The sequence below is a fragment of the Streptomyces phaeochromogenes genome (assembly GCF_001418655.1).
Taxonomy (GTDB): domain Bacteria; phylum Actinomycetota; class Actinomycetes; order Streptomycetales; family Streptomycetaceae; genus Streptomyces; species Streptomyces phaeochromogenes.
On sequence record NZ_LIQZ01000130.1, the window covers coordinates 1 to 26,200 of the forward strand.

The window sequence follows — 26,200 nt, forward strand, 5'->3', positions numbered from 1 at the left end:
CCCGGTGCATCAGGTCCAGGTCGCGGTGCCGACGCGTCTGCTCCCCGACCAGAGTGTCGATGCCCCACCCGCCCCCCACCCAGACCTCGACATCCGCGGCACGCAGCAGGGCGAGTACGGACAGCACGTCGTCGGCGGTCATCACGCGGGCACGGTAGCGGCCCGGCGACCGGGCGGGCGAGCGGATTTCGTGGTGGCGCCGGGCGGGATCGGCCGGGCCGTGCCGGGGACGGTCAGGTCTGCTTCTCCATGCTGATGGCCTTGCGGAGTTCCTCGCTCGCGGCGCCCGGTTCCTCACGCCGGATCTCCAGCAACGCGGCGGCGATGGCGTCGAGCTTGCGCTGGATGGCGTGCTCGGCGCGCCGTTCGGAGTTCTTCAGCAGCGCCAGGAGCAGCAGTGACACGGCGGACATCGCCTCGCCCACCACCAGCAGCCACTGCGTGGGCAGCTTCAGCGCGTGCGCGGTGATCGCGCCGGCGACCAGAACGAGGCACACGCCGAAGAAGCCGGGGGAGCTGGTGAAGTTAGAGGCGTGCTCCGCCAGGCGCGTGAACCGGCCCGGCCGGTCGCCGTCACGGTGGGCGGGGTGCTGAGGTGCCATCAGATCACCGGCCGTTCTCATGAGGCCGCCCGGTCGGCGGGCGCGCCCGGGGACCGGCCGGACACATCTCCGGGCCGCCCGCGCCACAGGGGAACCGTCGTGGTCCCCGGCACGGACCGGAAGGAGACGTCGATCAGCCGCAGCAGGATCTCCGGATACGCGTCGACCGCCGGAGGGGCGCCGCTGTGTTCACTCACCACAAGTCCTTTCTGGTACGTGCTCCCGGGGCTGGTACCTGCTCCCGGGCCCGAGCGGCCTTCAGCCTCTGTGACCAGGGGCTGCCGAGCGGGCAGGTGTCCGCCCGGCCGCTGGTTCGGGTGAGACACGTGTGCCCGTTCACGTCGCCAGTATGTGACCGGGACGGTTGACCACGGCCTGTTTTCGTCCGCCTCGGCGTCAGTAGAACTCGACCGTGTCCACGCGGTTCAGCAGGCTCTCTCCGTCGAGGAGCCGGGTGACGTTGGTGGCGAAGAGTTCGGCGATGAGCCGGTCCTCGGCGGGGCTGAGGGCGGCGGTGTGGGGGCTCACCAGTACGTGGTCGTGGTTCCAGAGGGGGCTGTGGGACGGGAGCGGTTCCGTCTCGAAGACGTCCAGCGCGGCGAAGCCGACTCGGCCGGAGTCGAGGGCCTCGATCAGGGCGGCCTCGTCGACGACGCTTCCGCGGCCGACGTTCACGAGGGTCGCGCCTGGCCGGAGGGCGTCGAAGAACCCCTTGTCGAGCAGGTGCTCGGTCGCCGCGGTGCCGGGGAGCGTGTTCACGACGGCGTCCACCGTCGGTGCGATCTCGGCGATCCGGTCGAGGGGTACGACCTCGTGGACGCCGGGAACTCCGGTGCCGCTCCTGCTGGTTCCGATCACCCTGGTGCCCAGCGCGTGCAGCTTCCGGGCGACGACCCGGCCGATGCCGCCGAGGCCGAGCACCAGGATCGTCTGCTCGCTCACCTGCCCCATCGTCCAGCGGCCACCCCACTCGTGATCGCGTTGCCCTTGAGTCAGGCGGGGGAGGCCCTTGGCTCCGGCGAGCACTCCGAAGACGGCGAACTCCGCGAGCGGCTGCCCGTGCACTCCGGCGGAGGTGGTGAACAGGACCCGTTCGAGTTCGTCGGCGGTGAGCCGCGCGGCCTTCACCTGGCTGCCGCCGCCCGCGGCCATCGTGTGCACCCAGCGCAGCCCCCGGTTGGCGCGGACCGTTCGGGCCAGGGCGGCCGGGTCCACGTCGGGGATGCCGTAGAGCGCGTCGGCCGAGTCGAGGGCCGCGTCGTAAGCCTGTTGTTGTGCCGGCGTGCGGTGCCAGGACGGGTCACCGGCGAAGTCGGCCGGCCACCGCATCGGCGGGAGCAGGGCCTGGTCGACGACGAGGTCGATCCGTGGTTCCAGCGCGAGGATCCGCGCGCGGTTCTCCTCCGACAGCGGCGCGGCGACCGCGACACGGAGCCTGCCGGGGGCTCGTTCCTCGGTTCCCATCAGGCGATTCGACTCCGCAGTTCCGCGACCTCGGCGTCGAGGTCGGCCTCGCGGGCGACGATCGCCTCGACCGCCGTCAGCGCTTCCTCGGCGCGATGGGGCGGGATGACGATGACGCCGTCGTCGTCGGCGACGACGATGTCTCCGGGGTTCACCACGACACCGCCGAGAGCGACGGGTTCGCCGATCGTGCCCGGCCCGTTCTTGAAGGGTCCGGCAGGGGTTAGCCCGCGTGCGAAGACGGGCACGCCGAGCTTCTCCACGATCGCGCCGTCACGGACGTAACCGTCGACGACCGCGCCGACGGCGCCGAACACGTCGAAGCGCTGGGCGAGGTTGTCGCCGATGATCGCGCGGCCGTCGTAGCCGAAGGCGTTGATGACCAGGATGTCCCCGGGACGGATGTGGTCGAGCGCGGCGATCACCGCCTTGTTGTCGCCGGCGACGGTGAGTACGGGCAACGCCGTGCCGACCGCCTTCGCTCCGTGCCAGACCGGCGAGATCCCGCCGTCCACGATGTTCAGCCGGTCCAGGGCGTCGCCGAGATTGGCCACGGAATGCTCACGGAACCGCTGGAGCACCTGCTGGTCCGGGCGGTCCCAGGCAGGGGCCACACGCACATTGTCTTGGGTCATCACAGTCTCCTGCGGGTGGTGGGAAATGCGAAAGGTTTCGCGTTTCGCGAGAGTCAGTGTGCATCCATCCGTGCCCCGAGACAAGGGTGGGCAGGGGAGGTGGCAGCCTGGCGGGCCTCGCCGCCCGGGGGCCGCGGCCTGGAATATGGGCTGGTCGGCGCGTCGTGGGCCGACCCGGGGGTGCGGCGCCCGATCGGGTGCGGTGGCGCCGGAATGCCGTGGGGGCGGCGGCCTCGCGGGCGACTGTCGGTCGGCCGCTGAGGGCCGCCGGGTCGCCGCATCTCCGGTGAAGTCCCGGTGGCCGAGGTTGGAATCACGACCGAACCGCAGGTTTTACCTGGCGGCAACTTCCATCCTTGACCACTCCAGAATGTGAATCTATTCTCATTCGAGATTTGAGTCGCAACTTGGCTCGGATGTGCCCCTACGGTCCGCTCCAGGACGTGCTCCACTGGCGCGAACGGGGCGGGTGGGGGCGTCACCAGCCGTCCACCGACACCTCCAGACATCCTCCGACGACACCGACGCCGCTCGACCGCCGAGGTGTCGACGTCGCCTTCCCACGAGGATCCGGAACGCAGGCGGAACACCCCGGCACATGGGCGACCGCCGGCAGCGACGACGTTCAGCGTACGACTGTTCAGGACACCGTCCCCGGGGTCCACGACCTGAAGGTGAACGCATGACAACGTCAGATCGGCTCGACACGACGTCAGACCGTCACGAGGCATCGTCGGACCCGCTCGACGCGACCACGGCCGGTGTGGTCACCGCGGACGGCAAGGTGGTCCGCAAGGCCACCGTCGCCGGAGCCATAGGCTCCTTCGTCGAGTGGTACGACTACGGCATCTACGGCCTGCTCGTCACCTATCTAGCGATCAACATCATGGGCGAGGCGGAAGCCGGAGGGCTCTTCCTCACCAACGTCGGCTTCCTGGTCAGCTTCGTCGCGAGGCCGTTCGGCAGCGTCATCTGCGGATACCTGGGAGACAGGCTCGGGCGGAAGAGGCTGCTGGCCACCCTGCTGGTGCTGATCTCCGCCGCCACGGCGGCGATCGGCCTCATCCCCTCCCACGCCGCCATCGGCGTCGCCGCGCCCGTTCTGCTGGTCGCGCTCCGGGTGCTGCAGGGCTTCTCGGCCGGTGGCGAGGTGGCGGGCGCCATGTCGTTCGTCGGCGAATACGCCCCGGACGCCCGCCGCAACTACATGATGAGCTTCATCGCCGTCGGCTCGTTCATCGCGCTCATGGTCGGCAGCGCCTTCTCGGCCATCCTCATCTCCACGCTCGGCGACGACGCCATGGCCTCCTGGGCCTGGCGCATCCCCTTCCTCGTCGCCGTCCCGCTCGGCTACGTCGGCTTCTACATCCGGCGCCAGCTGGAGGAGACCCCGCACTTCACGGCGCTGCGTGAGCGCAACACAATCGTGGGCAACCCCCTGAAGGACGCGCTCACTTCGCCGCGGCACCTGAAGGCGATCGTGCTCACGATCTTCCTGCCCGCGCTCAACGGACCCGGCTACTACCTGCTGTTCGTCTACATGCCGACCTATCTCAAGACCTCGCTCGGCGACGACAACAACTTCTCCATGCTGCGGGCGCTCACCGTCACGGCGTTCAGCCTGGTCGCCATCGCCGTCTGCATCCCCCTCATGGCCCGGCTGTCGGACCGTATCGGCCGCAAACCCGTGCTGGTGATCTCGGCCGTCGCGATGGCCGTGGTGTCCTACCCGATGTTCCTGCTCATCACCACCGGTGAGTTCGGGTTGGCGTGCATCGGCACCACCGTGCTCGCGATCGCCTTCTCCGGCCACGCCGCCGTGGTGCACACCGTGCTCGCCGAGATGTTCCCGACCACCGTGCGCTACTCCGCCTACAGCATCGGGTTCAGCATCTCGACGATCATCTTCGGCGGCAGCGCCCCGCTCCTGATGACCGAGCTCATCGAATCGACCGGGTCCAATCTGGTCCCGGCCTTCGCCGCCATCATCACCGCCCTGATCACCCTGGTCAGCATCACGTTCGTACGCGAGACCAAGGGCCGTCCACTGGCATCCCACTGAGCCGCCAACACCCGGGAGACACCATGGGAATCAACTCGGTAGCCGTCGTCGCCGACCTCGGCGAGAGCTTCGGCAACTACACGATCGGCGACGACGACGCCCTCCTCGGCCTCGTCACCGCGTCGAACATCGCCTGCGGCTTCCACGCCGGTGACCCGCGCGTCATGGACAAGACCGTCGCCGACTGCGTGGAGCGCGGCATCGAACTCGGCGCGCACCCCGGTTACCCCGACCTCGTCGGGTTCGGCCGCCGGCTCATCGAGGCCTCGGAGGAGGAGATCCGTACCGACGTCCTCTACCAGCTCGGCGCGCTCGACGCCTTCGCACGGGTGCACGGCGGGACGATCACCCACGTGGCACCCCACGGCCGTATGGGCTCGATCGCGCAGACCGACGCCAAGCACGCCCGCGCCATCACGGACGCCATCGCCGCGTACAACACGGACTACGTCGTGATCTGCCAACGCGGCCTGCTCGCCGAGGAGTCGCGCAAGCGCGGCCTCGAAGTCGGTTACGTGTTCCTGGCCGACCGCGGCTACGGCGACGACGGCATGCCCGTCCCGCGGTCGCACGAGAAGGGTCTGATCCACGACCCCGAGCTCATCGGCGAACGCTCCGTCCAGGTCGTACAGGAGGGCACCGTGCGCTCGGTCGACGGCAACGTCGTACCGCTCGGCCACGACGCCGACGTACTGCTCCTGCACGGAGACCACCCGACCGTCCTGCAGAACGGCATCGCACTGCGGGCCGCGCTCGACAAGGCCGACGTGCGTGTCGCGGGTCTGCGGGACGTCCTGAAGGAGAAGTCCGAGGTCGCGCTCGCCCGTTGAGGGCAGCGCACGGGAGTCAGCCGATGACCACTGCACCGTTCGGTACCGTCGCCGTCGAGCCCTTCGGGGACTCGGCGGTGATGGTGACCGTCCCCCACGCCGAACAGGCGGTCCGCAGGTCCGCGATCGTCGCCTTTCGCGACCGGTTCCTCGCGCACCGCCCCCACGGCGTGCTCGATGTCGTATCCGGTCTGGAGTCCCTGCTCATCGAGTTCGATCCGCTGCGGACCGCGCCGGAGCACGTGGAGTACGCGGTCCGGCTGCTGGCCCGCTGGGCGCCGGGCGACGGTCCGGAACTCCCGCGTACCGTACGGGAGTTCGCCGTCCCGGTCGTCTTCGACGAGGAGACCGGACCCGATCTGGAGTCCGTGGCGGAGGAAGTGGGCCTGCACCCCGCCGAGGTCGTCGAGGCGATCGCGAAGTCCACCTTCACGGTCGCCCTGTTGGGCGCGGCGATGGCCCCGATGATGGACGGTCTTGAGCTGCCCGCGCCGGTACGCCGACGCGCCGAGCCCCGTACGGACGTCGCTCCCGGAGCGATCATGATCGCCGGTGACAACGCGATCATCCAGCCGTTCCCCGGCCCGACCGGCTGGCGCGTCGTCGGGCGCACCCCGCACACGATCGTCGACATCTCCCGCCCCGACCCCGTCTCGTTCGGCCCCGGCGATGTCATGCGCTTCGTCCCCGTCACGCGGGACGAGGCGGCGGCACTGGACGCCGGCTTCCTGCTGCCGGTGGAGGTGTCCCTATGACAACCGTGACGACGGCGACGGCGACGGCAAGGAAGACGGTGGCGATGAAGACCGTGGCGCTCGAATTCACCGGTACTGGATGGAGCACCACCTTCCAGGACCTCGGCCGCCGCGACACGGAGCGGCGCGGTGTCCCCACCGGCGGGGCCGCCGACCAGCACTCCGCGGTCGTCGCCAACCTCCTCGTGGGCAACCCCCGCGGCGCGACCCTGATCGAGAACCTCGGCGGCGAGCTGGCCCTCGTTCCCGACGCCGACGTCCTGCTCGCGGTGACCGGCGCACCCGCCCGGGTCACCGTCGGCGGCGCTCCTGTCGAGAGCTGGTCGCCGCTGGTGGTGCCGAAGGGGCATGAGGTACGGGTCCACGCCGACGTCGGCCGAGGAACCCGCACCTATCTCGCCGTGAACGGCACGCTCACCGCGGAGACCCTGCTGGGCAGCGCCGCCCCGGACGCCCGGATGGGGTTCACGCAGCACGTCACCCGGGGCTCGCGCGTCCTGCTGGACACGGAGTTCCAGGGTTTCCGGCGCCGACTGTTCGAGCCGCCACTGTTCCGGCTGCCCGTCCCGGTCCCGCGTTTCGATGAAGGGCCCTGGGTCGTCGATGTCGTCGCGAGCCATGGAATCCACGCGATCCCCGGCATCCGCGAGGTGATCGAGGAGGCGGAGTACGTCGTGACCCCCCGCTCGAATCATGTCGGGCTGCGGCTCGAAGGGCCGGTGCTCCACCCGGACACCGACGTCGAGATCGTGTCGCACGGCGTTCCCGTCGGGGCGCTGCAGATCCCGCATGCGGACGAGCTCATCGTGCTCGGCAGATACCGGAGCCTGACGGCGGGCTATCCGATCGTCGGCGTCGCCTCGCGGGCCTGTCTGCCGCTGCTCGGGCAGGCCGGTCCGGGGCGGCGGCTGCGGTTCCGCTGGACCGACCGCGAGAGTTCGCTCCGCCGGTTCGCGCGGCGCGAGGCGGAGGTGTGCGCGCTCGAACACGCGGTCGCGGAGGCGTTCGCCGCGCTCGGCTTCGAGACGTCCTTGCCCGACAGTAGTTGAGAAGATATTCTCATTTGAGTTTCAAGTCTCATATCAATCCAATGTCGAGCATGCTGATCATGGAGGAGGAACGGTGACGACGTCGGCCGGCAAAACCGCGCTCATCACAGGGGCCGGCAGTGGGATGGGGCTCGAAACCGCGCGGCTCCTCGCCCGGGACGGCGCCACCGTCGTGCTCGTCGGCCGCAGACAGGAGGCGCTCGACGAGGTCGCGGCCACGATCCGCGCCGAGGGCGGCACCGCCCTCGCCCTCGCCGCGGACATCACCCGCCCGGACGACGTGGCGCGGGTCCTCGACCGGGTCCACGCCGACCTCGGCCCGGTCGACATCCTGGTCAACAACGCGGGCAGCGCGTCGACGGTGCTCAACCCGCAGTGGCTCCCGCACGACGAGTGGCGCCAGGTCCTCGACGTGAACCTCACGGCCGTCTTCCAGCTCACCCAGGCCGTGCTGCCCGACATGCTCGGCCGTGGCACCGGAACCATCGTCACCGTCTCGTCGCTCGCCGCCGTCAACCCCAACCTGCTCGGCGGCGCCGCCTACGGCGCCGCCAAGGCCGGGGTGCGCAACTTCATGACCTTCCTGCACAACACCTTCCGCAACCAGGGGCTGCGGGCCATCACCGTGCTGCCCGGCGAGGCGGACACGCCCATCCTCGACAACCGCGCGCGACCGCCGGCCGCGGAGGAACGGGCCCACATGCTGCAGCCCGAGGACGTGGCGGAGGCGGTCCGCCTGGCCGTCTCCCTGCCCCAGCGGGTCGTCCTCCAGGAGATCGTCGTCGCCCCGACCCGACAGCGGGACACCTCCGCCGACCTGGAGATCAGCCGCTGGGCCGGCGCCCCCGCCGACGCCGCACCGAAGCCCTGACCACCCGGTCTCCAGCCGGCCCCGTCTCCAGCACCCGTCTCCAGCCCTCGCATCGAGCAACCGCATCGAGCACCCGCTTCAGCACCTCGCTTCCAGGAGGAGCGCATGCCGTCCACCGTCTCCACGTACCCGCCCCGGTTCGCCACCGCCGAGGCAGTCGCCCGGATAGCCGCCGCCTCCCGCCGGACGCAGCAGCCGCAGTCCAAGGGCGACCTCGTCTCCCTCGCCATGGGTGAGCCCGACTTCGGCACACCCCGGCAGGTGACCGAGGCGGCCGACGCCTCCCTGCGCGCCGGGCGCACCCACTACTCGCCACTGCTCGGCGAACCGGAGCTGCGTGAGGCGCTCGCCGAGAAGCTGCACGGCATCGCGGGAGCACCGGTCTCCGCCGCCGACGTCCTCATCACCCAGGGCGGCACCGCCGGCCTCGCCGCCTCGATCCTGTCCATCGTCGACCCGGGCGACAAGGTGGTGATTCCCGACCCCACCTACTCCCTCTACGCCGACCTGGTCAGCATGGCCGGCGGCATCGTCGTACCCGTCCCGCTCGCCCCGGACCTGCACTGGGACCTGGACCGGCTGGCCGACGCCCTCGACGGCGCGAAGCTCTTCGTCTTCTGCAACCCGGGCAACCCGACCGGCATCGTGCACAGCCGCGCCGAACTCGACGCGCTCGCCGACCTGTTGGACGGCACCTCCACGATCGTCATCTCCGACGAGGCGTACTCCGACCTCGACTACACGGGCCGCCCGTTCACCTCGGCGATCTCCCTCGACGGACTGCGCGACCGTACGGTCTACTGCCAGACCTTCTCGAAGAGTTACGCGATGACCGGCTGGCGTGTCGGCTACCTCTGGGGCCCCGCACCGCTCATCCAGGCGGCAGCGCGCATCCACAACACCTTCAACGGTTCCGTGAACACCTTCATCCAGGACGCCGCCCTCGTCGCGGTGCGGACCTGTGACGCGGACATCGCCAGGATGCGGGCCGCCTACAAGGAGCGCGGCGCGATCATGCGCGCGGGACTCGCCGAGATCCCGGGCCTCACGCTGAGCGCGTCGGAGGGGGCGTTCTACCAGTTCCCGCGCTACGACCTCGACCTGCCCGCCGTGGAGGTCGTGGCGGCACTGCGCACGCACGGCGTCGCGGTCCGGCCCGGGAGCGAGTTCGGCGCCCGGGGCGAGGGGCACCTGCGGCTGTCGTACGCTGCCAGCCCGGAATCCATCTCCGAGGGTGTCCGCCGGCTGGCGTACGGCCTCTCGGTCCTTCAGTGAACGCCGTTCCGCAGCAACGGGGGAGTCGACCCATGCGAAGTGACACCGAACGCAACCGCAGGTACCTCATCAAGGCCGCCGCGCTGCTGTTCGAGAACTCGCCGACGCCCGTGAGCCTGGCCGAGATCGCCAAGCAGGCCGAGGTGTCGACCGCCACGGCCTACCGGCACTTCTCGTCCGTCGAGGAGATCCTGCACGCCTTCCGGGCCCAAGTCGGCTCCGAACTGCGCGACTTCAGCAGGCGGCAGACCACCCGGGGCATGGAGAGGCTGGAGGCGGTGTCCCGCTGCTGGGTGTCGCTCGTCCTCGAACACGGCGGGGCGATGGCGCAGATGCGGTCGCACCGGGGATACCTGGAGCGGCTGCGCGAGGGCACCGGTTATCTCGCCCCGCAGGCCGAGGCGCTCGCCGAACCGCTGCGGCAGACCACAGAGGAACTCGGGCTCGGCGACCTGGGCGACGAGGCGCTGTTCCTGTGGAACCTCCTGTTCGACCCCCGCGACATCCTCGACCTCATCAAGAGCGGCCACACCGAGGACGAGGCCGCCACCCGTCTGGTGACCGCCCTGCGCGGCGCCCTCATCGGCTGGTCCACGGCGGCGGACCGGGGCCGCTGAGGCCGCCGCCGGACAGGAACCACTGAGGCCGCTTCCCCTCGGCTCATGAACGTGAGGGCGTTCTCGATTCCCTGCTCAAGGACCTCGTCGGCTGTTTCCGCGTCCGGACGTGCGCGGGCCAGGATCGCCCGGCTCGGATCGAAATCGGATGATCCCGGACCGGGCCGGCCCGGTCCGGACCCGTCTGCCGCTCAGTCGAACGAGGCGGCGAACATGCCGGGCTCGTAGGAGCCGCCCCGCTGGTGCACGATCACGGCGAGCCGGTTGGCCGCGTTGATCAGGGCGACCAGGCAGACCAGCGCGGCGATCTGGTCGTCGTCGTAGTGCTTGCGTGCCTGGGCCCAGGTCTCGTCGGACACGCCTTCGTGGACGTCGGCGAGCCGGGTGCCCTCTTCGGCGAGCGCCAGCGCGGCCCGCTCGGCCTCGGTGAACACGGTGGACTCGCGCCAGGCGGCGACCAGATTGAGCCGGACCGCCGTCTCACCGGCGGCCGCGGCCTCCTTGGTGTGCATGTCGATGCACCAACCGCAGCCGTTGATCTGGCTGGCGCGCAGCGACACCAGTTCCTGCGTGGACTTCGGCAGCGGCGACTGCTGGATCACCAGGCCGGCGCCTGCGAAACGCTTGGCGAACCTGCCTGCGATCTCGTTGTCGAACAGGTTGAATCGGGCGTCCATGGCTTCGTCCTCACTGTGGTGTTGCACTGGACTCGCGGTGTTGCGCTGGTCGAACACGAGATGCCGGCGCCTCGCTCTCTGTGACGGGGCGGCCGTGTGACGTGCGCCACCGCTCGTGGATGTCACAGAGCGGCGGCGGCCGGCGTCTTGTGCGCATGACACCGTCGACAGCGAACAGGCAGGAGCAGCCGGTGATGAGCGAGCACGGTGAGCGCGCGGAGGACACGGCCGGGCAGCTCGCCGACGGCGTACGCACGGACTCCGCCACCGAGGCGTTCGTCGCCCATCGCAACCTGCTCTTCACCGTCGCCTACGAGATGCTCGGCTCGGCCGCCGACGCGGAGGACGTCCTCCAGGAGACCTGGCTTCGATGGGCGGGCGTCGACCTCGACACCGTGCGGGACCACCGGGCGTACCTGGTCCGGATCACCACGCGCCAGGCACTGAGCCGGCTGCGTACGCTCGGCCGCCGCAAGGAGTCCTACGTCGGCTCCTGGCTGCCCGAGCCGCTGCTCACCACGCCCGACGTGGCCGAGGACGTCGAGCTGGCCGACAGCGTCTCGATGGCGATGCTGCTGGTGCTGGAGACGCTGCAGCCGACCGAGCGGGCGGTGTTCGTGCTGCGCGAGGTGTTCGCCCTCGGGTACGACGAGATCGCCGAGGCCGTCGACAAGAACCCGGCCGCTGTCCGCCAGATCGCGCACCGGGCACGGGCACACGTCGCGGCGCGCCGGCCGCGCGGGGTCGTTTCCCCGGCCGAGACCCGCGACGCGCTCGAAGCGTTCCAGCGGGCGGTCAACACGGGCGATCTGCAGACTCTGCTCGACACCCTTGCGCCGGACGTCGTGCTCCTCGGCGACGGTGGCGGAGTCAAGCAGGCCGTGCTGCGTCCCATCGTCGGGGCCGACAAGGTGGCCCGCCTGCTGGTCGCGGGGCTCGGCAGGGTCGCCGACACGGTGTCGATGCGGCCCGCGCAGGTCAATGGCCACCCGGCGCTGATCGTCCGGCTCGACGGCGAGCTCGACACCGTGGTGGCGGTGCGCATCGACGACGGCCTCATCAGCGGCCTCTACGCCGTACGCAATCCCGAGAAGCTGTCCCACATGGAGCGGGAGACGGCGCTGCGTCGCTGAGTACGGAGCGCGTCCCGAGCCACACCATTCGGAGTGGGCCCGCCCTGCCCGGAGTGGGCCCGCGCGACCCCCGGGCCGGTGGTTCAGGACCGGAGGCGGGCGCCGGATCCCAGTCGGGCGGTGACTTCCCTGGGGGTGAGCGTGGAGTGTTCCGCCGAGCACTCCACGACGACGCGGACCGGCGCGTCGCACTCGGTGTGGCGGACGTCCAGTACGGGGCCCTCGGCGCCGAGAGCGTACGCCTCGCCCCACTGGCTCAGCGCCATCAGGACGGGCCACAGGTCCCAGCCCTTGCGGGTCAGGCGGTACTCGTTGCGGGAGCGGCTGCCCGCCTCCTGGTAGGGGACGGTCTTGAGGATGTCGGCCGAGACCAGCTTCCGGAGACGGTCGCTGAGGACGGCCTCCGACAGGCCGATGTGGCGGTGGAAGTCGTCGAAGCGGCGCACTCCGTTGACGGCGTCACGCAGGATCAGCAGCGTCCATTTCTCCCCGACCACGTCGAGTGTCCGCTGGACGGGGCAGTTCTCCGTGCTCGCCTCAAGCCACTCCATTCCGCCATCGTACGGGCCTGGCTTCGTCATTGACAGTCAGGTGCACCGGAAGCTAGCTTCGTTTGCAAAAGTCAGATGGAAAGGCACCGGATCGTGGGACGAACGCGTACGTATCAGTGGGAGGACCCCTCGATCCTGGCGGAGGCAGCCGGGCGCATGGCCGGTATCGACTTCCTGCGCGAGGTGCAGGCCGGGCGACTGCCACCGCCGCCCATCGGTGCCAGTATGGACTTCGCCCTGGACGAGGTGGAGCCCGGCAGGGCGGTGTTCTCCCTGATGCCGGGGGAGGAGCACTACAACCCGATCGGCAGCGTGCACGGCGGAATCTTCGCCACCCTGCTCGACTCGGCGGCGGGTTGCGCCGTCCAGTCCACCCTCCCGCAAGGCATGGCGTACACCTCGCTCGACCTGACGGTGAAGTTCCTGCGGCGGATCACCGTGGACACGGGCAGGGTCCGAGCCATCGGTACGGTGGTCAACCAGGGCCGTCAAACCGCCCTCGCCCAGGCGCAGTTGGTCGACGCGAAGGACCGTCTGCTCGCCCATGCCACCAGCAGCTGTCTGCTCTTTCCGGTGCCGCCTGCTCAAGGGTGAGACTGCTTCTTCGTCTTAGTCTGCGTCTGCGTCTGCGTCTGTGCTTCCGCTTCCGCCTCCGTTTCCGCGGATGACGGTGCATGTGCCCGGCCGGTGGGTGTCCGTCCTGGCCGGTCAGCGCCCGTTAGTGCCGTTCAGTGACGTCAGTGCCCGTCGTTGTCGGACAGTTCCTTGCGCAGGACCGCGCTCAAGGTGATGGGTTCGCGGCCGAGCAGGGTGGCCAACGTCGGGTCGACGGCGGCGAATTCGCCGGCGCGGCTCGCTGCGAAGATGCCGAGCAGCTGGTCCGCGGCCTCGGCGGGGACGCCCCGGCCCACCAGCTGCTGCCGGAACCGGTCGTCGGGTGCGGTGCTCCTAGTGATGGCGCGGCCGGTGACGTCGGTGGCGATGCGTGCGATGTCGTCGAAGGTCAACGCCTGTGCCGCGGTGAGCGGGGGAGTGGGGCCGTCGAAGCGGCCTTCGTCGGCCAGGATGACGGCCGCCGCGTCGGCGAGGTCGGCGTGGGCGGTCCAGCTGACGGGTCCGTCCGCGGGGAGCGCGACCTCGCCGGACCGCATGGCGTGACCGAGGAACTGCACCGCGCTCGCGGCGTAGAAGCCGTTGCGCAGCGAGGTGAACGGCACGCCGGAGTCGCGCAGCGCGTCCTCGGTGGCGGCGTGGTCGCGGCAGGGCTGGAAGCGCGACGAGGCGCCGGCGCCCATGTGGCTGGTGTAGAGGATGCGGCGGGCGCCGGCCGCGACGGCACCGTCGATCGCCGCGCGGTGCTGCCGCACGGCCTCTTCGCCCATCTTGTCGACGGAAACGATGAGCACTTGGGAGGCGCCCTCGAAGGCGTGGGCGAGGCTCGCGGCGTCGGTGAAGCTGCCTTGCCGCACCCGTATCCCCTGGTCGGCGAACGCCTGCGCCTTCTGTGGGTCGCGGACGCTGACGCCGACCTGGTCCGCGGGCACGCGGGTCAGCAGCCGTTCGACGATCTGGCGTCCGAGCTGTCCGGTGGCTCCGGTCACGATGATCATGTTGCGCTCCAGGGGTCTGGTTCCAGTGGAAACAGAAGGAGCGTATCACTGATATTAACGACGGAAACGTGTGTGCGGTATCGTTGATATATGCCACCACGTTCGCGCGCCAGGGACGGTGCTGCTGCCGCCGCCGCTGCTGCCGCTGCCGCCGATTCCGGGTCCGGGTCCGGGTCCGGGTCCGATCTTGAGTCCGGGTCCGGGTCCGCGGTCGTCGGCCGTGAGAGGACCCGGCAACGTGTCATCGAGGCCGCCGCCGACCTGCTGGCGCGCGAGGGCCGCGACGCCGTCACCACCCGCGCGGTCGCGGTCGCGGCAGGGTTGCAACCACCTGCCATCTACCGACTGTTCGGCGACAAGGACGGGCTGCTCGAAGCGGTGGCCGAACATGGCTTCGCCACGTTTCTCGCGGCCAAGCGCGTCGACCCGGACCCTCAGGACCTCATCGAGGACCTGCGGGCCGGCTGGGACCTGGCGGTCGAGTTCGGACTTGCCAATCCCGCGCTGTACACGTTGATGTACAGCGAGCCCACCAGGGTCGCATCGCCCGCCTTCAAGGCCGGCATGGAGATCCTGATGGGTCGTATCCGCCGACTGGCCGCCGGTGGCCGGCTCCGCGTCGACGAGGAACTCGCGGCCACGCTTATCCACGCCACGGCACGCGGCGCTGTGCTCACTTGGCTGTCCCTGTCCGAAGACCGGCGCAACCCGGCCCTGTTGACCATTCTTCGGGAGTCCATGGTCGCCGCCGTGACCAACGAGGAGCCGGCCGTGCAGGACGCGGGCCCGGCCGGTGCCGCCCGAGCCCTGCGCGCCACGCTGCCCGAACAGACGATCCTCAGCGGCCCGGAGCAGCATTTGCTGAGGGAGTGGCTGGACCGGATCGCCTCCGACGGGTGAGGCGCGGTGGCGCGTGCGTTCTCGGGGGTGGGCCGGGGGCGCCATGGTGGTGCGCGTTCTCGGAGGGTGCGCCGAGGCCGGCGTGCCCGGTGTAGCCCGGTGCTGAGGGCAGCGTGGCAGCGCCCCCGGTCTCGACCACCACACCCCTCGACGGCGGAGCCCCTGACACCGCGGGCTGTCCTGGGTGCGGCGCACCTAGGGAAACGGCGGCCTGGTTGCCGTGCGGGCGCGGATCGAGTCTTGGGCCAGAAGCCATTCGGCCCAGACTCGGCGCCTCCCGCGGCGCCTGCGAAGAGCCACCCGAAAGGGGCCCGCCATGAGCACCGACGACACCACCAGCGACAGCCTTCTCGAACAACTGCGACGCCGGTCCGCCGACCCGCGCAGGCGCATCCTGTTCACCGGCGCCACCATCGTCACGATGGACCCGGAACTGGGCATCCTGCACGACAGCGACCTGCTCGTCGAGGGCGACGCCATCGCCGCCATCGGCCCGGACCTGACCGCGGAGGCCGCGGACGGTGCCGTGGTCGTCGACGCCTCCGGCACGATCCTGGCCCCCGGTTTCGTCGACACACACCGGCACGCCTGGGAGGCCCAGCTGCGCCGGATCATGCCCGACGTCGACGACCTCGGCGGCTATGTGATGTCCACACTCGCCGGCTACGCCACCGTCTACCGCCCGCAGGACATGTACGTCGGCACCAGGCTGGCGGCGCTGACCGCGATCGACAGCGGCATCACCACCATGCTCGACTTCTCCCACAACTCCCGTACCCGCGAGCACTCCGACGCGGCGATCGAAGCGCTGCGGGACACCGGAATCCGTGGGGTGCACGCCTCGATGGGGCCGCACTTCGGGGAGTGGGACCGCCAGTGGCCGGCCGACCTGACCCGCCTGAAGGACCAGTACTTCAGCAGCGACGACCAGCTGCTCACGCTCCGCATGGCGACCCTGGCCACCGACGAGATCGCCGGCCCTCTCCTCGCCTACGGTCCGGAACTCGCCCGTACCGCAGCCGATTTGGGCATCGGCGTCAGTGTCGACGCCGTCTTCGGTACGTCCTCCTCGGAGGCCGTGCTGTCCTGGGCCGAGCACGGCATCCTCGGCCCCGATGTCACCCTGATCCACGCCACCGGTCTGACCTCCGAAGCCTGGAAGGCGATGGGGGAGTCCGGCACGACGGTCGCTCTGGCGCCCACCTCGGACGCACAGATCGGACTGGAGACGGCCATCCCCGCCGTGGACGAGGCGCTCGCGGTCGGCATCCGTCCCGGCCTGAGCATCGACGTCGAAGTCGCCCTCGCCAGCGACATGTTCACCCAGATGCGGGCCCTCCTCGCGATCCAGCGGATGCGCGCGGTCAGCGCCGCCTACGGAACCGGCGGCGACCTCTCCCGCATCACCACGCACGAGGTCCTGGACTTCGCCACCCTCCAGGGCGCGCGGACCAACGGCCTCGGCGACGTCACCGGCTCGCTCACGCCCGGCAAGAAGGCCGACCTGCTGGTCGTACAGGCCGAGGACCTCAACAACATGCCCCTCAACGACCCCATCGGCACACTGGTGTTGGGCTCCGACGCCCGCAACATCACCGGCGTCCTGGTGGGCGGCCGTCCCCGCAAGTGGAACGGCCAGGTCCTCGACGTAGACCTCGCGGCCCTGCGCAGCGAGGTCAGCGCCTCCCGCACGTACGTGCTCAACACCCCGGCCACCTGACCGGAGTTCGGGGCGCTCCCCGGCTCGACCGATCCGAGGAGCGCCCCCTCAGACACGGCCAGGCACTCCGTTACGGACAAGCCAGTGAGCTCCAGCCCCTCCGCCTGATGGCGAGCAGGGGCTGGAGCTCACTGGTTCGTTCAACGCCGGTACGGGTCAAGGGCGGTCAGGGCCGGAACAGGTCGACGCCGGTACGGGCAAGGCCCGTACCGGCAGAGGCGTCAGCCCAGTCGCATGGCGTACCCCGCGTGGTGCAGCTCCTCGCCCTGGAACTCGCCGAAGGCCCAGAAGCCGAGGTCGTCCAGGTAGTCGATGCGGTCGCCGTCGATCCAGTACCGGCCCTCGTAGGCGTGCGGGCGACCGCCCCGGGTCTCGTCGTAGCGGCCGTCGGCGGTGAGTTCCTGGTGCAGGAAGTCGTTCCTGTCGATCCAGACGCCGACGCGCGGGCTGCCGGTCATGTCCCCGGCGGCCGGGATGCCGGCCTCGGGCGCGGTGGGGCGGTCGGGGGCGTCGACTCCGGCCCACAGGACGGGCTTGCCGGCCGCGACCAGGGCGCGAACCTGGTCCGGGCGGGTCAGGAGGGTGGCCTGTGCGCTCGCAACGTCGGCGGCGAACTCGTCCGGCACGACGAGCAGGTCGCCGGCGTTCCCCGGCGTCAGCGTCGCGACGTACTCCGAGCGGTGGCCGCGTCCGCCGACCAGGGCGACGGTGTCCACGACTGCCGGTACGACGGTCATGCCCGTGCAGTCGACGACGATGGCGTTGTCGTCCTGCGCCGCGGTGATGATGCCCGGGCCGACGCCCACCAGCAGGGCGCCCACGAGCAGGACGTCGGCGCCGGTCATGGTCCCGATCAACGGGTCCATCGTCAGGACCCGGGCGTTGGTGAACAGGACTGGTCGTCCCGCGTCGTTCGAGACGATCTCGTCGAAGGCCTTGCTGTTCCAGTTCACGGTGCCCGTGTCCGTTTCCGTGCTCGTGCCTGTACCTGTGCTCGTGCCTGTTTCCGTGTCCGTTGCGGTGTCGCTCATCGCCGGCTCCTCAGGTGAGTGGTTCCGTCGGCCTGTGGATTGCGTCGAGCGCGTTCACGCAGGCCGAGGCGGGGGCGGCAGCTTCTTGCGGCCGCCTACGGCCAGCCTGGTCGCGGCCACGGAACGGAACCAGGCCGCCGTTTACCCAGGTGCATGGCACCCACCTTGCGCACCGGTTCGTACGTGGCGGCAGCCAGTGGGACGGTCCCGCTCGGCCGTGAGTCGTCCAAGGCGCAGCCACGCGTGATCGGGGCCCGGCCGACGCGCGGCGATCGCCATCGACGCTCCGAGCGCTCACTCCCACCCGGGCCGAGACCTTGAGCGCCGTCAGCCGTCAGCCGACAGCCCGGCTCGTCCGCTCGGCTCGTCAACCCGCGGCGGCGATCAGCCCTCCGAGGGCGCGCCGACCCGGATACGCGGTCGGTCCGGTCGGGCCCACCACCGGCCCCGTATCGCCGCCTCGCTCACCCGGCAGCCTCACCCCGCCGGCCAGGAACCGCGCACTGGTCCATACCTGTCCCCGGGGCAGTGAATCGTTTTGGCGAGTCCCTGTCAATGGCTCAAGGGGCGGCATTTTCAGGGGAGTTCAGGAGGGGCGGGATGGGTTGACAGTCCATTTCCGGGCGCCCATCATCGGTGCAACTTCGGCGAGGCGCCTCGCAGACCCACTGTTCCATGCGTCCCAGGCCTTCGTGGGCGATCGATTTGAATCGATTCAAGCATCAGGCATCAGGCGTCAGGCAACTAGTTTCCGCACTCGATCCGGGAGGTACTCATGCGGCGCCGCCGTCTCCTGCTCCACCGAACACCCTTTCCGGGAAGCCTGGTTGGCCTCGCCGTGGTCGTGGCCTCCGCGCTGACCGTGGCTCCCGCGCCGTCCGCCGACGCGTCCGCTCCCGCGTCCGTGGCGACGGCGATACCCCCAACCGCCGCGCCCAGGGCGGCCGTTGACCCCCTGAACTACTCGCCGACCTCACGCACTCTCAAGCCGACCGCCGTCCACAAGACGTCCGGCAGTGTCGCGAACCCGCAGAACGTCCTCAGTGGACAGCCGACGAGGATCTCCGGCTCGCAGTCGGCCATCACGCTCGACTTCGGCAAAGAGGTCGGCGGTGTGACAACGTTGTCCTTCGGCAGTACCAGCAGTGGCGGTCAACGGGTCGGCCTGGCGTACAGCGAGTCGTCCCTGTATGTGGGCAACAACAGCGACCGGAGCAGCGGCCGAGACGGCGAGGACGGGGCCCTCTACACCACGGCCTCCGCCAACGGCACGTACACCGTGCCCACCGCGAAACAGCGGGGCGGCTTCCGCTACCTCACCGTCTTCCTCGACACCTCGGGCTGGGTGGACCTCAAGGGCGTGAGCCTCGACTTCACGGCGGCTCCGGGGAAGAGCAACCCGGCCGACTACGCCAACTACTTCCACTCCAACGACGAACTGCTCAACCGCATCTGGTACGCCGGGGCGTACACCGTGCAGCTCAACACGATCGCCTCGAACCAGGGCCGCGCCTGGCCCCCGCCGGCCTCGGAGTGGGACAACGGCGCAACCGTCGGGGTGGGTGACTCCATCCTGGTCGACGGGGCCAAGCGCGACCGTACGGTGTGGCCCGGCGACCTGGGCATCGCTGTACCCAGCCAGTACGCGTACTCGGGCGACCTCACCTCGACCCGCAACGCGCTCACCACGATGTTCGACGCGCAGTCCGCAGAGGGTGAAATCCCCTGGTCGGGGCCGCCGTTCAACCTCAAAGGCTCGGACACCTACCACACCTGGACGCTGCTGGGCACGTCGACGTACTACACGTACACGGCCGACCGGGCGTGGCTGGACTCCCAATGGGCCGACTACAAGCGTGGGATGGCCTTCATCATCAACAAGATCGGCAGCAGAAACCTGCTCAATGTGACCCGCACGCAGGACTGGGCCCGGTCCGGCCAGGGCGGTGAGAACATCTCCGCCAACGCGCTGCTGTACGCCGCGCTCAGGGGCGGCGCCACCCTGGCCACGGTCGAGGGCGACAGCGCGCTCGCCGCGAGCTGGAACAGCAGGGCGACCGCCCTCAAGACCGCGGCCAACTCCCGTCTGTGGGACGCCTCGAAGGGAATGTACAAGGACAACCCGACCAGCGGCCTGTACCCGCAGGACGGCAACTCGCTCGCCGTCTGGTACGGGCTCACCGACTCCGCGGCCAAGTCGAAGAGCGTCATCGCGGGGCTCGGCACACGCTGGGGCACCTACGGTCCGACCACCCCCGAGTGGGGCGGCAACGTCTCGCCCTTCGTGGGCGGCATGGAGCTGAACGCCCGCTTCACCGCCAACGACGACCACGGCGCCCTGGACCAGATCCGCCGCACCTGGGGCCACATGCTGAACAGTGACATCGGCACCAAGAGCACCTTCTGGGAGGGCATCAAGGCCGACGGCGGCCTCGCCTACGGCGGTTCGTTCATGAGCCTGGCCCACGGCTGGTCCAGCGCGCCGACCTCCACGCTCACCTTCGACGTGCTGGGCACCGCACCGGAGTCGGCGACCGGCGCGTACCGCTTCGTCCCGCACCCCGGCGATCTGACCAGCGCCGAGGGCCGCATCACCATGCCCCAGGGCGCCGTCAACGCGTCCTGGTCCCGGGACCCCGCCGCCGGCACCTACTCGGCGCACCTCACCAGCCCGTCCGGCACCACCGGCCGTATCGGAGTCCCGAAGTTCGGCGGCGGCAACGTCACGGTGTCCGTGAACGGCAGCGTCGTATGGCGCGACGGAGCCTTCACGCCCACCTCCGGAATCACGGGTGGCACCCAGGACGGCACGTACGTCTACCTCACCGGTGTCGCCCCGGGCGGCTACACCGTGACCGCCACCGGACTGGGCAATCCCGCTCCGCCCGCCGAGCCGGGAACCGGCGCCCTGCGCGCGGGCTTCACCCGGTGTGCGGGCGAGGGCGGTACGTGCTCCTTCAGCGGCACCCGCTCGGTGGCCTACGGGGCCGGAACGTACAGGTACAAGACGGTGACCGACAGCACCGCGTGCACCAACACCGCCTTCGGCGGCGACCCCGCCTCGGATCTCGTCAAGTCCTGCTACGTCGCCGACGCGGGCGGCCCGCCCGGCTACACCGTCTGCGCGGCCGAGGGCGCCAACTGCTCCGTTCCCGGCTACAACCGCGACGTGGCGTACGGCGCCAACGGCAACTTCGCCCACCAGGTCACCAACGGCTCCGTCGCCTGCACCAACGCCCACTTCGGCGATCCCATCGACGGCGTCGCCAAGTCCTGCTATCTGCCGCCGGCCGGGGCACCGCCCGGTGGCTGGACCAAGTGCGCGGACCAGAACGGCACTTGTCCGGCCGCCGCCGGACAGCCGGTGATGTACGGAGCTTTCGGGGCGTTCGCCACCGCCACGGCCACCGGTAACACCCCGTGCACCGACGCCACGTTCGGCGACCCGATCTCCGGGGAGTCGAAGTCCTGCTACACCGCCACCGGCGGCCCGCCCGGCTACGCCACGGCCTGCTCCGCCGAAGGCGGCACATGCGCCTTCAGCGGACAGCGGACCGTCGCCTACGGCGCACGGGGCAGCTTCCTCTACAAGTCGTTCACCGGCGGCACCGGTTGCACGACGGCGGCGTTCGGCACCGATCCGCTGCCGGGCGTGAGCAAGTCCTGCTACCTCACGTCCTGAGTGGTACGACCCGCCTCGCACCCTGAGTGGTACGACCCGCCTCACGTCCTGAGCTGTACGACGCTTCCGGCAGCCCTCGTCTCCCCGCGTGTCCGGGGGCTGCCGGATCACTCCGGGTGGGCCTCAGCGTCCTTCTGCAGCTGCACCGCCGCCAGCAGGCTCAGCTGGGGCTCCGCCTGGCGCAGTGCCTTCACCGCCTCGACCGAGGTGATGTCCCCGGTGAAGCCGGTGTCGGCCAGCCGGGAGCGGACCCAGCGGGCGCGCAGCTGGGTCTCGGTGGCGGCGGCGGTGGACTCCACGAGTGCGGCGGCGCGTTCCAGGCCCGGGCGCTCCTCCGGCGAGGCCTCGGCCAGTGCCTGGCGCAGGGCCGCGGCGACCACGTCCGCGTCCCTGACGGTCAGCACGAAGTTGTTCTTCTTGCTCAGTCCCATGATTCCTGTCATGGGGGACAGCCTGGCCGTCATGATCCGTGTGTGCCAAGTGACTTGAGGAGGCTCAGAGGCTGGGCTGCCCGTCACCACGGTCGGCTACCGGCTACCGGCTACGGCCGTCGGCCTCTGCCGTCAGGGCGAAGGCCAGCAGTGCCGTCGTGGTGAAGTCAAGGGCGGGTTCCACGGTCTGCCATGCGCCGACATCGTCCACGTACCGCGCGCCCTTGCCGTCGAAGTCGGTCCAGGCTCCTGTCGGCGGTGCGGCCGTGCACTTCTTCATGGTCGGGAAGCCGTTCAACTCCTCCAGTTTCGAAGCCTCGTTGGGGCCGTTGACCACCGCGCCCCGCAGGATGGCACCCTTGCCGTCGTGGCTGCCGCGGAGGTTGGCCAACTGGTGTTCCGGGCAGTGCGGGTAGACCTCACCCGCGCCGATCATGAAGCTGGTGCCCCAGGCGTTGGCGCCGAGGGCCCAGCCCCGCTGCTGCCCGGCGAAGGCCGAGTAACGGGTGTCGCCGGTGGCCTTGGCGAAGAGGCGGGCGGTGGCCACGAGTCCGAAGGTGTGCGGTACGGCGTCGAAGTCGTCGTAGACGGCGCCGGCTCCGAACGGATCGTGCCCCGCGCGATCGACACCGTCCTCCAACTGGCGGCGCAGGTCCTCGTACAGCTCCTCCTCTCCGACGCCGTTCGTCCGGGTGCCGTCCAAGGCGGTGGCCAGGTCCACGTGGGCCAGGGCGCTGACATCCGCGACGTTGAGGGTGCCCTTGACGTCGGAGTCCAGGTAGGCGCGGGCCCAGCGGGCCGCTTCGTCGGCCCAGCCACCCTCCCGGTCGTCCCCGAGTTCCCTTGCGGCCAGGGCGAGTTCGGCGCCGGCGAACTCCATGTCGTCCTGCCAGGAGTCCTCGGGATAGAAGGCGCTCGGGAAGGCGGTGAAGAGCGGCTCGTCGGGGTCCGGGTCGGTGTCGGCCAGGTCGTACACGGCGGCGGCCTTGTCCAGCCAGTCCTGCGCCCCGTCGGGGTCCGTGGCCGCCGCGCGCTGTGCGGCGAGGGCGAAGACCGCGGCCACCCGGCCCGCCAGGCTGGGAGTGATCGGGTCGCCCGGGGCGTTCGCGCGGAAGACCGGACGGTGCTTGATCGTGTAGTCCGGGTCACCGGGTGACACGTCGAGCCGGTCGTCGGCCTCGGGCAGCCGCCATACATCGTGATCCGTCCATACGTTCTCGTTGCCCGCGCCGATGCCGACCTGGGCGTAGAGCGTCTCGCTGTCCTCGTCCCACATCCTGTCCAGCCAGTCCAGCCCATGCGTGGCCTCGGCGGACAGCTCCTTCAAGTGCGGCAAGTCCCGCTGGGCGAGCAGGAGTTCGGCGACCGAGTAGGAGGTCGTGCCGGTGAACTTGAGGAAGTCTCCCGCGTCGAACCAGCCGCCCGAGACGTCGACTTGGTCGCCCGTCGGGGTCAGCCGCTCGTCGAGCAGCTCGTTGCCCTCCTCGTCGTACTCCGGATCGGCGTAGACGGTCGCGTTCTTGTCGGCGAGATGGGACGGGCCGTGCTTCAAGCCGCCCCCGGGAAGCGCTCCGGCGGGAAGCACGTCGGCTCCGTCGCGCTGGGCCTGGAGGAAGCGGACGTTGTCCCGGACGAGCGGGGTCATCAGCTCGCGGGCGTCGGCGACGCGGAAGGCGGCCGAGCGGCCGGCCGCGGTGCCGGTCAGGACGACGCGGTAGGTGCCGGGGGTGTTCAGCGCGGACAGGTCGGCGGTGCGTACCGAGGGGTACTTGGCGTTCCAGCGGCCGGTGACGGCTCCGAGCCTGCCCGCCGCGACTACCTCGTCCTTGGCGTCGACGACCTTGAAGCGTGCTCCGGCGAGTGCCACCGAGGGGCCCATGACGTAGGCCTGCTTCTTCTCGCCGCGCAGATAGCCGACCTGGTCGACGCGGACGGCCACCTTGGCGGCGTCGGCCGTGGTGTCGCCGCCGAAGGGCAGGCCGTGCAGGCTCACGGCGAGGACGAGGAGCAGGGTGCTGAGTCCCGCGGCGGTGGTGACCAGCAGCCGGGGGGTGAGCGATGGGGTCATGCGCTCACGGTGCCGGGGCCTTCATGAGATGACGATGAGGAGCCCTGGGCCGGTGGGGGCCCCTGGGCGGGTGGCATCGGCAGCCGGAGCTCGGCGAGCAGGCCGCCGCCGGGAGCGTCCGCGAGGCGGGCGGTGCCGTGATGCAGCCCGGCGACCCAGCGGACGATGGCGAGGCCTGCGCCTGTTCCCGAGGCGGCCCTCGTTCCGGTGGCAGCCCCTGTGGCACCCCGGGCGAAGACCCGCTCCCGTTCCGCGGGCGGCACACCTGCCCCGTGGTCGCGGACCGTGACGAGGCCGGGCGCGACGGTGACCTCCACCGGTGACCCGGCCGGGCCGCCGTGCCGCTGGGCGTTCTCCACCAGGTTCCGCACGGCCTGGGCCAGCAGGTCCGGATCCCCGAGCACCATCACCGGCTCGGAGCTGACCGTGACGCTCTCGTGGTCCGGCAGCTCCTCGACCGTGGTCTCCACCAGCTGGTCGAGGCGCAGGGGCACCAGCTCGACCCGCTGCGCACCGGCCTCCAGCCGGGCCCTGGCGAGCAGCCCGGTGACCAGCCGACTCAGCCGGTCCACCAGCCGCAGCGCCTCGTCGAACGAACCCGAAGGACCCGAAGAACCCGAAGAACCCGAAGAACCCGAAGAGCTTGAAGAAGCCGAAGAGCTTGAAGAACTTGAGGAACCCGAAGAACCGGATGAGCCACCCCGCTCCACCACGAGCCGCAACGTCGCCAGCGGCGTACGCAACTCGTGTGCCGCTTCGGCCAGGAACTGTTCCTGTTGGGCCAGCCCGCGGAGGGCCGGACGCATGGCCCGGCCGGACAGCAGATGGCCGATGGCCGCGGCGCAGCACACCAGAGCCGTACAGCCGAGGGCCAGCCAGCGCACCAGGAGGTCGTGATCGCGTTCGCTGCGCGCCTGTTCCGTGCCGACGAGTACGGCCGCCCCGATCCGGTCCCCGTCCCAGACCGGAGCCGCCGCCCACCTCAGCCGCCCGCCCCCGGCGGCGGGGGCGCTGACGAGGACCGTCCCCTGCTCGTCCAGGACACTCCGCCAGACCTCGTTCAACCGGTCGCGCTCGGGCAGCGACGAGCGCCCGGGTACGACGTTCCGGACCTTCGGCGTCTGGCCCGGCGCCGCCTGCAGAACGGCCAATACCTGTGCGCCCTGGGCGAGTTCGTCCTCCCTCAGCGGCTCCAGATGCAGCACCCCCGTGTCGAACCAGACCGCCCGCGACAGGCCGACGGCGCGGCTGCCGACCTCGTGGTCGAGGCCGGAGCGGCGGGATTGGGAGTCGATGCGTACGGCGACAACGGCGAGTACGACAAGACAGGCCGCCGTCGTCGAGGCGAACAGGAGCGTCATCAGCCGACGGGTACGCCGCAGCCGGGCCAGGGCGGGCGACAGGGGCGATGCTGTGGCCCGGCGGATCACGCCGAAGCCCCGTCGCCCAGCCGGTAGCCGACGCCGCGCACCGTCCCGATCGGATCGGGCGGCCCGAGCCGTCGCCGCAGCTGGCCGATGAGGACGTCCACCACGTTGGACATCGGCTCGCTCGCCTCGTCCCAGCAGCTCTCGATCAGTTCGGTGCGGGTGACGACCTCGCCCGCGCGCAGCATCAGCAGCTCAAGGACCGCGAACTCCTTGGCCGACAGGCTGAGCAGCACCCCGGCCCTGGACACGCGGCGTCGTGGGAGATCGACCTCCAGGTCACCGGCCCGCAGGACCGGAGGCCGCGCCGGCTGCTCCCTGCGGCACAACGCCCTTACCCGTACGACCAGTTCGGCGAAGGCGAAGGGCTTGACCAGATAGTCGTCGGCCCCGTGCTCGAAGCCGGCCACCCGGTCGCTCACCGCGTCCAGTGCCGTCAGGAGGAGAAAGGGCAGTACGGATCCCGTCCGCCGGTGTGCGGCGAGCAGCGTGAGCGAGTCACCGTCCGGGACCGAGCGGTCGGCCACGACACAGTCGTAGCTGTTGACCGAGAGCTTGAGGTCCGCTTCGGCCAGAGTCCGCGCGAGGTCCACCGCGAAGCCCGCATCCCGCAGCTGAGCAGCGACGACGGGCCCCAGCTCGGGATCGTCCTCCAAGACCAATACGCGCATGGCCCGGAGCTTAGACGGTGCGGGAGCCGGGGCTCGGTGGTCCGGGGCCCGGCGGTGGCTCGGTCGTGCGGGCCGCCCTGTCGGCCGACGCGTCATGGCGGGGGAGGAACAGCTGAGCGCTGTTCCTCCCCCGCCATGA

At 70.5% G+C, this 26,200-nt stretch carries 25 protein-coding genes; 12 read left to right on the forward strand and 13 right to left on the reverse strand.

Translation table 11 applies throughout. The annotated features are described in order from the left end of the window. The 5 genes from AOK17_RS18210 to AOK17_RS18230 all read right to left on the reverse strand — a co-directional run. Positions 1 to 142, reverse strand: a 142-nt coding sequence (locus tag AOK17_RS18210) for a nucleotidyltransferase domain-containing protein (protein WP_425424619.1), incomplete at its 3' end; no start/stop codon positions are given. A gap of 91 nt (positions 143 to 233) precedes the next feature. Continuing rightward, the gene (locus AOK17_RS18215; protein ID WP_055613554.1) at positions 234 to 602 is read right to left on the reverse strand and encodes a low affinity iron permease family protein; all 369 of its coding nucleotides are present in this window, start codon (positions 600 to 602) and stop codon (positions 234 to 236) included. Positions 603 to 619: 17 nt separating this feature from the next. Beyond that, positions 620 to 799: a hypothetical protein gene (locus tag AOK17_RS18220; RefSeq protein ID WP_055613555.1), complete on the reverse strand. Its 180-nt coding sequence runs from the start codon at positions 797 to 799 to the stop codon at positions 620 to 622. Positions 800 to 998: 199 nt separating this feature from the next. Further along, the gene (locus AOK17_RS18225) at positions 999 to 2,066 is read right to left on the reverse strand and encodes a D-2-hydroxyacid dehydrogenase (RefSeq protein ID WP_055613556.1); all 1,068 of its coding nucleotides are present in this window, start codon (positions 2,064 to 2,066) and stop codon (positions 999 to 1,001) included. Beyond that, a complete protein-coding gene (locus tag AOK17_RS18230) occupies positions 2,066 to 2,701 on the reverse strand; it encodes an RraA family protein (RefSeq protein WP_055613557.1) in 636 nt (211 codons plus the stop codon). The genes AOK17_RS18225 and AOK17_RS18230 overlap by 1 nt, the downstream gene beginning before the upstream one ends. 682 nt (positions 2,702 to 3,383) lie before the next feature. On the opposite strand from AOK17_RS18230, the gene AOK17_RS18240 reads away from it, so the two are divergent. The 7 genes from AOK17_RS18240 (at position 3,384) to AOK17_RS18270 (ending at position 10,160) form a co-directional block, all read left to right on the forward strand. Continuing rightward, positions 3,384 to 4,763, forward strand: coding sequence for an MFS transporter (locus AOK17_RS18240; RefSeq protein WP_079053108.1), 1,380 nt, complete (start codon positions 3,384 to 3,386; stop codon positions 4,761 to 4,763). 23 nt (positions 4,764 to 4,786) lie between these two features. Next, complete coding sequence (locus AOK17_RS18245; RefSeq protein ID WP_055613559.1) at positions 4,787 to 5,593, forward strand: LamB/YcsF family protein; 807 nt, start codon at positions 4,787 to 4,789, stop codon at positions 5,591 to 5,593. Positions 5,594 to 5,616: 23 nt separating this feature from the next. Continuing rightward, a complete protein-coding gene (locus tag AOK17_RS18250; RefSeq protein WP_055613560.1) occupies positions 5,617 to 6,348 on the forward strand; it encodes a 5-oxoprolinase subunit B family protein in 732 nt (243 codons plus the stop codon). Beyond that, complete coding sequence (locus AOK17_RS18255; protein WP_245697216.1) at positions 6,345 to 7,397, forward strand: 5-oxoprolinase subunit C family protein; 1,053 nt, start codon at positions 6,345 to 6,347, stop codon at positions 7,395 to 7,397. Before AOK17_RS18250 ends, AOK17_RS18255 begins: the two co-directional genes overlap by 4 nt. Before the next feature lie 73 nt (positions 7,398 to 7,470). After that, positions 7,471 to 8,268, forward strand: coding sequence for an SDR family oxidoreductase (locus AOK17_RS18260; protein WP_079053109.1), 798 nt, complete (start codon positions 7,471 to 7,473; stop codon positions 8,266 to 8,268). A gap of 105 nt (positions 8,269 to 8,373) precedes the next feature. Then, the gene (locus tag AOK17_RS18265; RefSeq protein ID WP_055613562.1) at positions 8,374 to 9,543 is read left to right on the forward strand and encodes a pyridoxal phosphate-dependent aminotransferase; all 1,170 of its coding nucleotides are present in this window, start codon (positions 8,374 to 8,376) and stop codon (positions 9,541 to 9,543) included. Between the two features lie 32 nt (positions 9,544 to 9,575). Continuing rightward, positions 9,576 to 10,160 carry a TetR/AcrR family transcriptional regulator gene (locus AOK17_RS18270; RefSeq protein ID WP_055613563.1) on the forward strand — a complete coding sequence of 195 codons (585 nt, stop codon included), beginning with the start codon at positions 9,576 to 9,578 and terminating at the stop codon, positions 10,158 to 10,160. 191 nt (positions 10,161 to 10,351) lie between these two features. On the opposite strand, the gene AOK17_RS18275 is transcribed toward AOK17_RS18270, so the two are convergent. Beyond that, positions 10,352 to 10,837 carry a carboxymuconolactone decarboxylase family protein gene (locus AOK17_RS18275; RefSeq protein ID WP_055613564.1) on the reverse strand — a complete coding sequence of 162 codons (486 nt, stop codon included), beginning with the start codon at positions 10,835 to 10,837 and terminating at the stop codon, positions 10,352 to 10,354. 194 nt (positions 10,838 to 11,031) lie between these two features. On the opposite strand from AOK17_RS18275, the gene AOK17_RS18280 reads away from it, so the two are divergent. Next, complete coding sequence (locus AOK17_RS18280; RefSeq protein WP_055613565.1) at positions 11,032 to 11,970, forward strand: RNA polymerase sigma-70 factor; 939 nt, start codon at positions 11,032 to 11,034, stop codon at positions 11,968 to 11,970. Positions 11,971 to 12,053: 83 nt separating this feature from the next. Here AOK17_RS18280 and AOK17_RS18285 read toward each other — a convergent pair whose 3' ends face one another. Beyond that, on the reverse strand, positions 12,054 to 12,521 hold the full coding sequence (locus tag AOK17_RS18285) for a winged helix-turn-helix transcriptional regulator (protein WP_055613566.1): 468 nt from the start codon (positions 12,519 to 12,521) through the stop codon (positions 12,054 to 12,056). Positions 12,522 to 12,614: 93 nt separating this feature from the next. Here AOK17_RS18285 and AOK17_RS18290 point away from each other — a divergent pair, with 93 nt between their 5' ends. After that, complete coding sequence (locus AOK17_RS18290; RefSeq protein WP_055613576.1) at positions 12,615 to 13,115, forward strand: PaaI family thioesterase; 501 nt, start codon at positions 12,615 to 12,617, stop codon at positions 13,113 to 13,115. A gap of 143 nt (positions 13,116 to 13,258) precedes the next feature. On the opposite strand, the gene AOK17_RS18295 is transcribed toward AOK17_RS18290, so the two are convergent. Further along, entirely contained in the window at positions 13,259 to 14,131 is an 873-nt protein-coding gene (locus AOK17_RS18295; protein ID WP_055613567.1) for an SDR family oxidoreductase, read from the reverse strand. Between the two features lie 90 nt (positions 14,132 to 14,221). Between AOK17_RS18295 and AOK17_RS18300 the strand changes: the two genes are divergently transcribed. Continuing rightward, positions 14,222 to 15,031: a TetR/AcrR family transcriptional regulator gene (locus AOK17_RS18300; protein WP_079053111.1), complete on the forward strand. Its 810-nt coding sequence runs from the start codon at positions 14,222 to 14,224 to the stop codon at positions 15,029 to 15,031. A gap of 316 nt (positions 15,032 to 15,347) precedes the next feature. Beyond that, positions 15,348 to 16,751, forward strand: coding sequence for an amidohydrolase family protein (locus tag AOK17_RS18305; protein ID WP_055613568.1), 1,404 nt, complete (start codon positions 15,348 to 15,350; stop codon positions 16,749 to 16,751). Between the two features lie 221 nt (positions 16,752 to 16,972). Here the strand turns inward: AOK17_RS18305 and AOK17_RS18310 are convergent, their stop codons facing one another. Next, positions 16,973 to 17,782 carry an Atu4866 domain-containing protein gene (locus AOK17_RS18310; protein WP_055613569.1) on the reverse strand — a complete coding sequence of 270 codons (810 nt, stop codon included), beginning with the start codon at positions 17,780 to 17,782 and terminating at the stop codon, positions 16,973 to 16,975. Between the two features lie 775 nt (positions 17,783 to 18,557). Here AOK17_RS18310 and AOK17_RS18315 point away from each other — a divergent pair. Next, complete coding sequence (locus AOK17_RS18315) at positions 18,558 to 21,464, forward strand: alpha-L-rhamnosidase-related protein (RefSeq protein ID WP_245697217.1); 2,907 nt, start codon at positions 18,558 to 18,560, stop codon at positions 21,462 to 21,464. A gap of 107 nt (positions 21,465 to 21,571) precedes the next feature. Here the strand turns inward: AOK17_RS18315 and AOK17_RS18320 are convergent, their stop codons facing one another. The 4 genes from AOK17_RS18320 to AOK17_RS18335 form a co-directional block, all read right to left on the reverse strand. Continuing rightward, positions 21,572 to 21,907 carry a hypothetical protein gene (locus AOK17_RS18320; protein ID WP_055613571.1) on the reverse strand — a complete coding sequence of 112 codons (336 nt, stop codon included), beginning with the start codon at positions 21,905 to 21,907 and terminating at the stop codon, positions 21,572 to 21,574. Positions 21,908 to 21,998: 91 nt separating this feature from the next. Then, positions 21,999 to 23,963: a glycoside hydrolase family 9 protein gene (locus AOK17_RS18325; protein ID WP_055613572.1), complete on the reverse strand. Its 1,965-nt coding sequence runs from the start codon at positions 23,961 to 23,963 to the stop codon at positions 21,999 to 22,001. Continuing rightward, on the reverse strand, positions 23,960 to 25,393 hold the full coding sequence (locus AOK17_RS18330; RefSeq protein WP_245697218.1) for a sensor histidine kinase: 1,434 nt from the start codon (positions 25,391 to 25,393) through the stop codon (positions 23,960 to 23,962). The genes AOK17_RS18325 and AOK17_RS18330 overlap by 4 nt, the downstream gene beginning before the upstream one ends. Continuing rightward, complete coding sequence (locus AOK17_RS18335; RefSeq protein WP_055613573.1) at positions 25,390 to 26,061, reverse strand: winged helix-turn-helix domain-containing protein; 672 nt, start codon at positions 26,059 to 26,061, stop codon at positions 25,390 to 25,392. The genes AOK17_RS18330 and AOK17_RS18335 overlap by 4 nt, the downstream gene beginning before the upstream one ends. Positions 26,062 to 26,200: the final 139 nt, after the last annotated feature.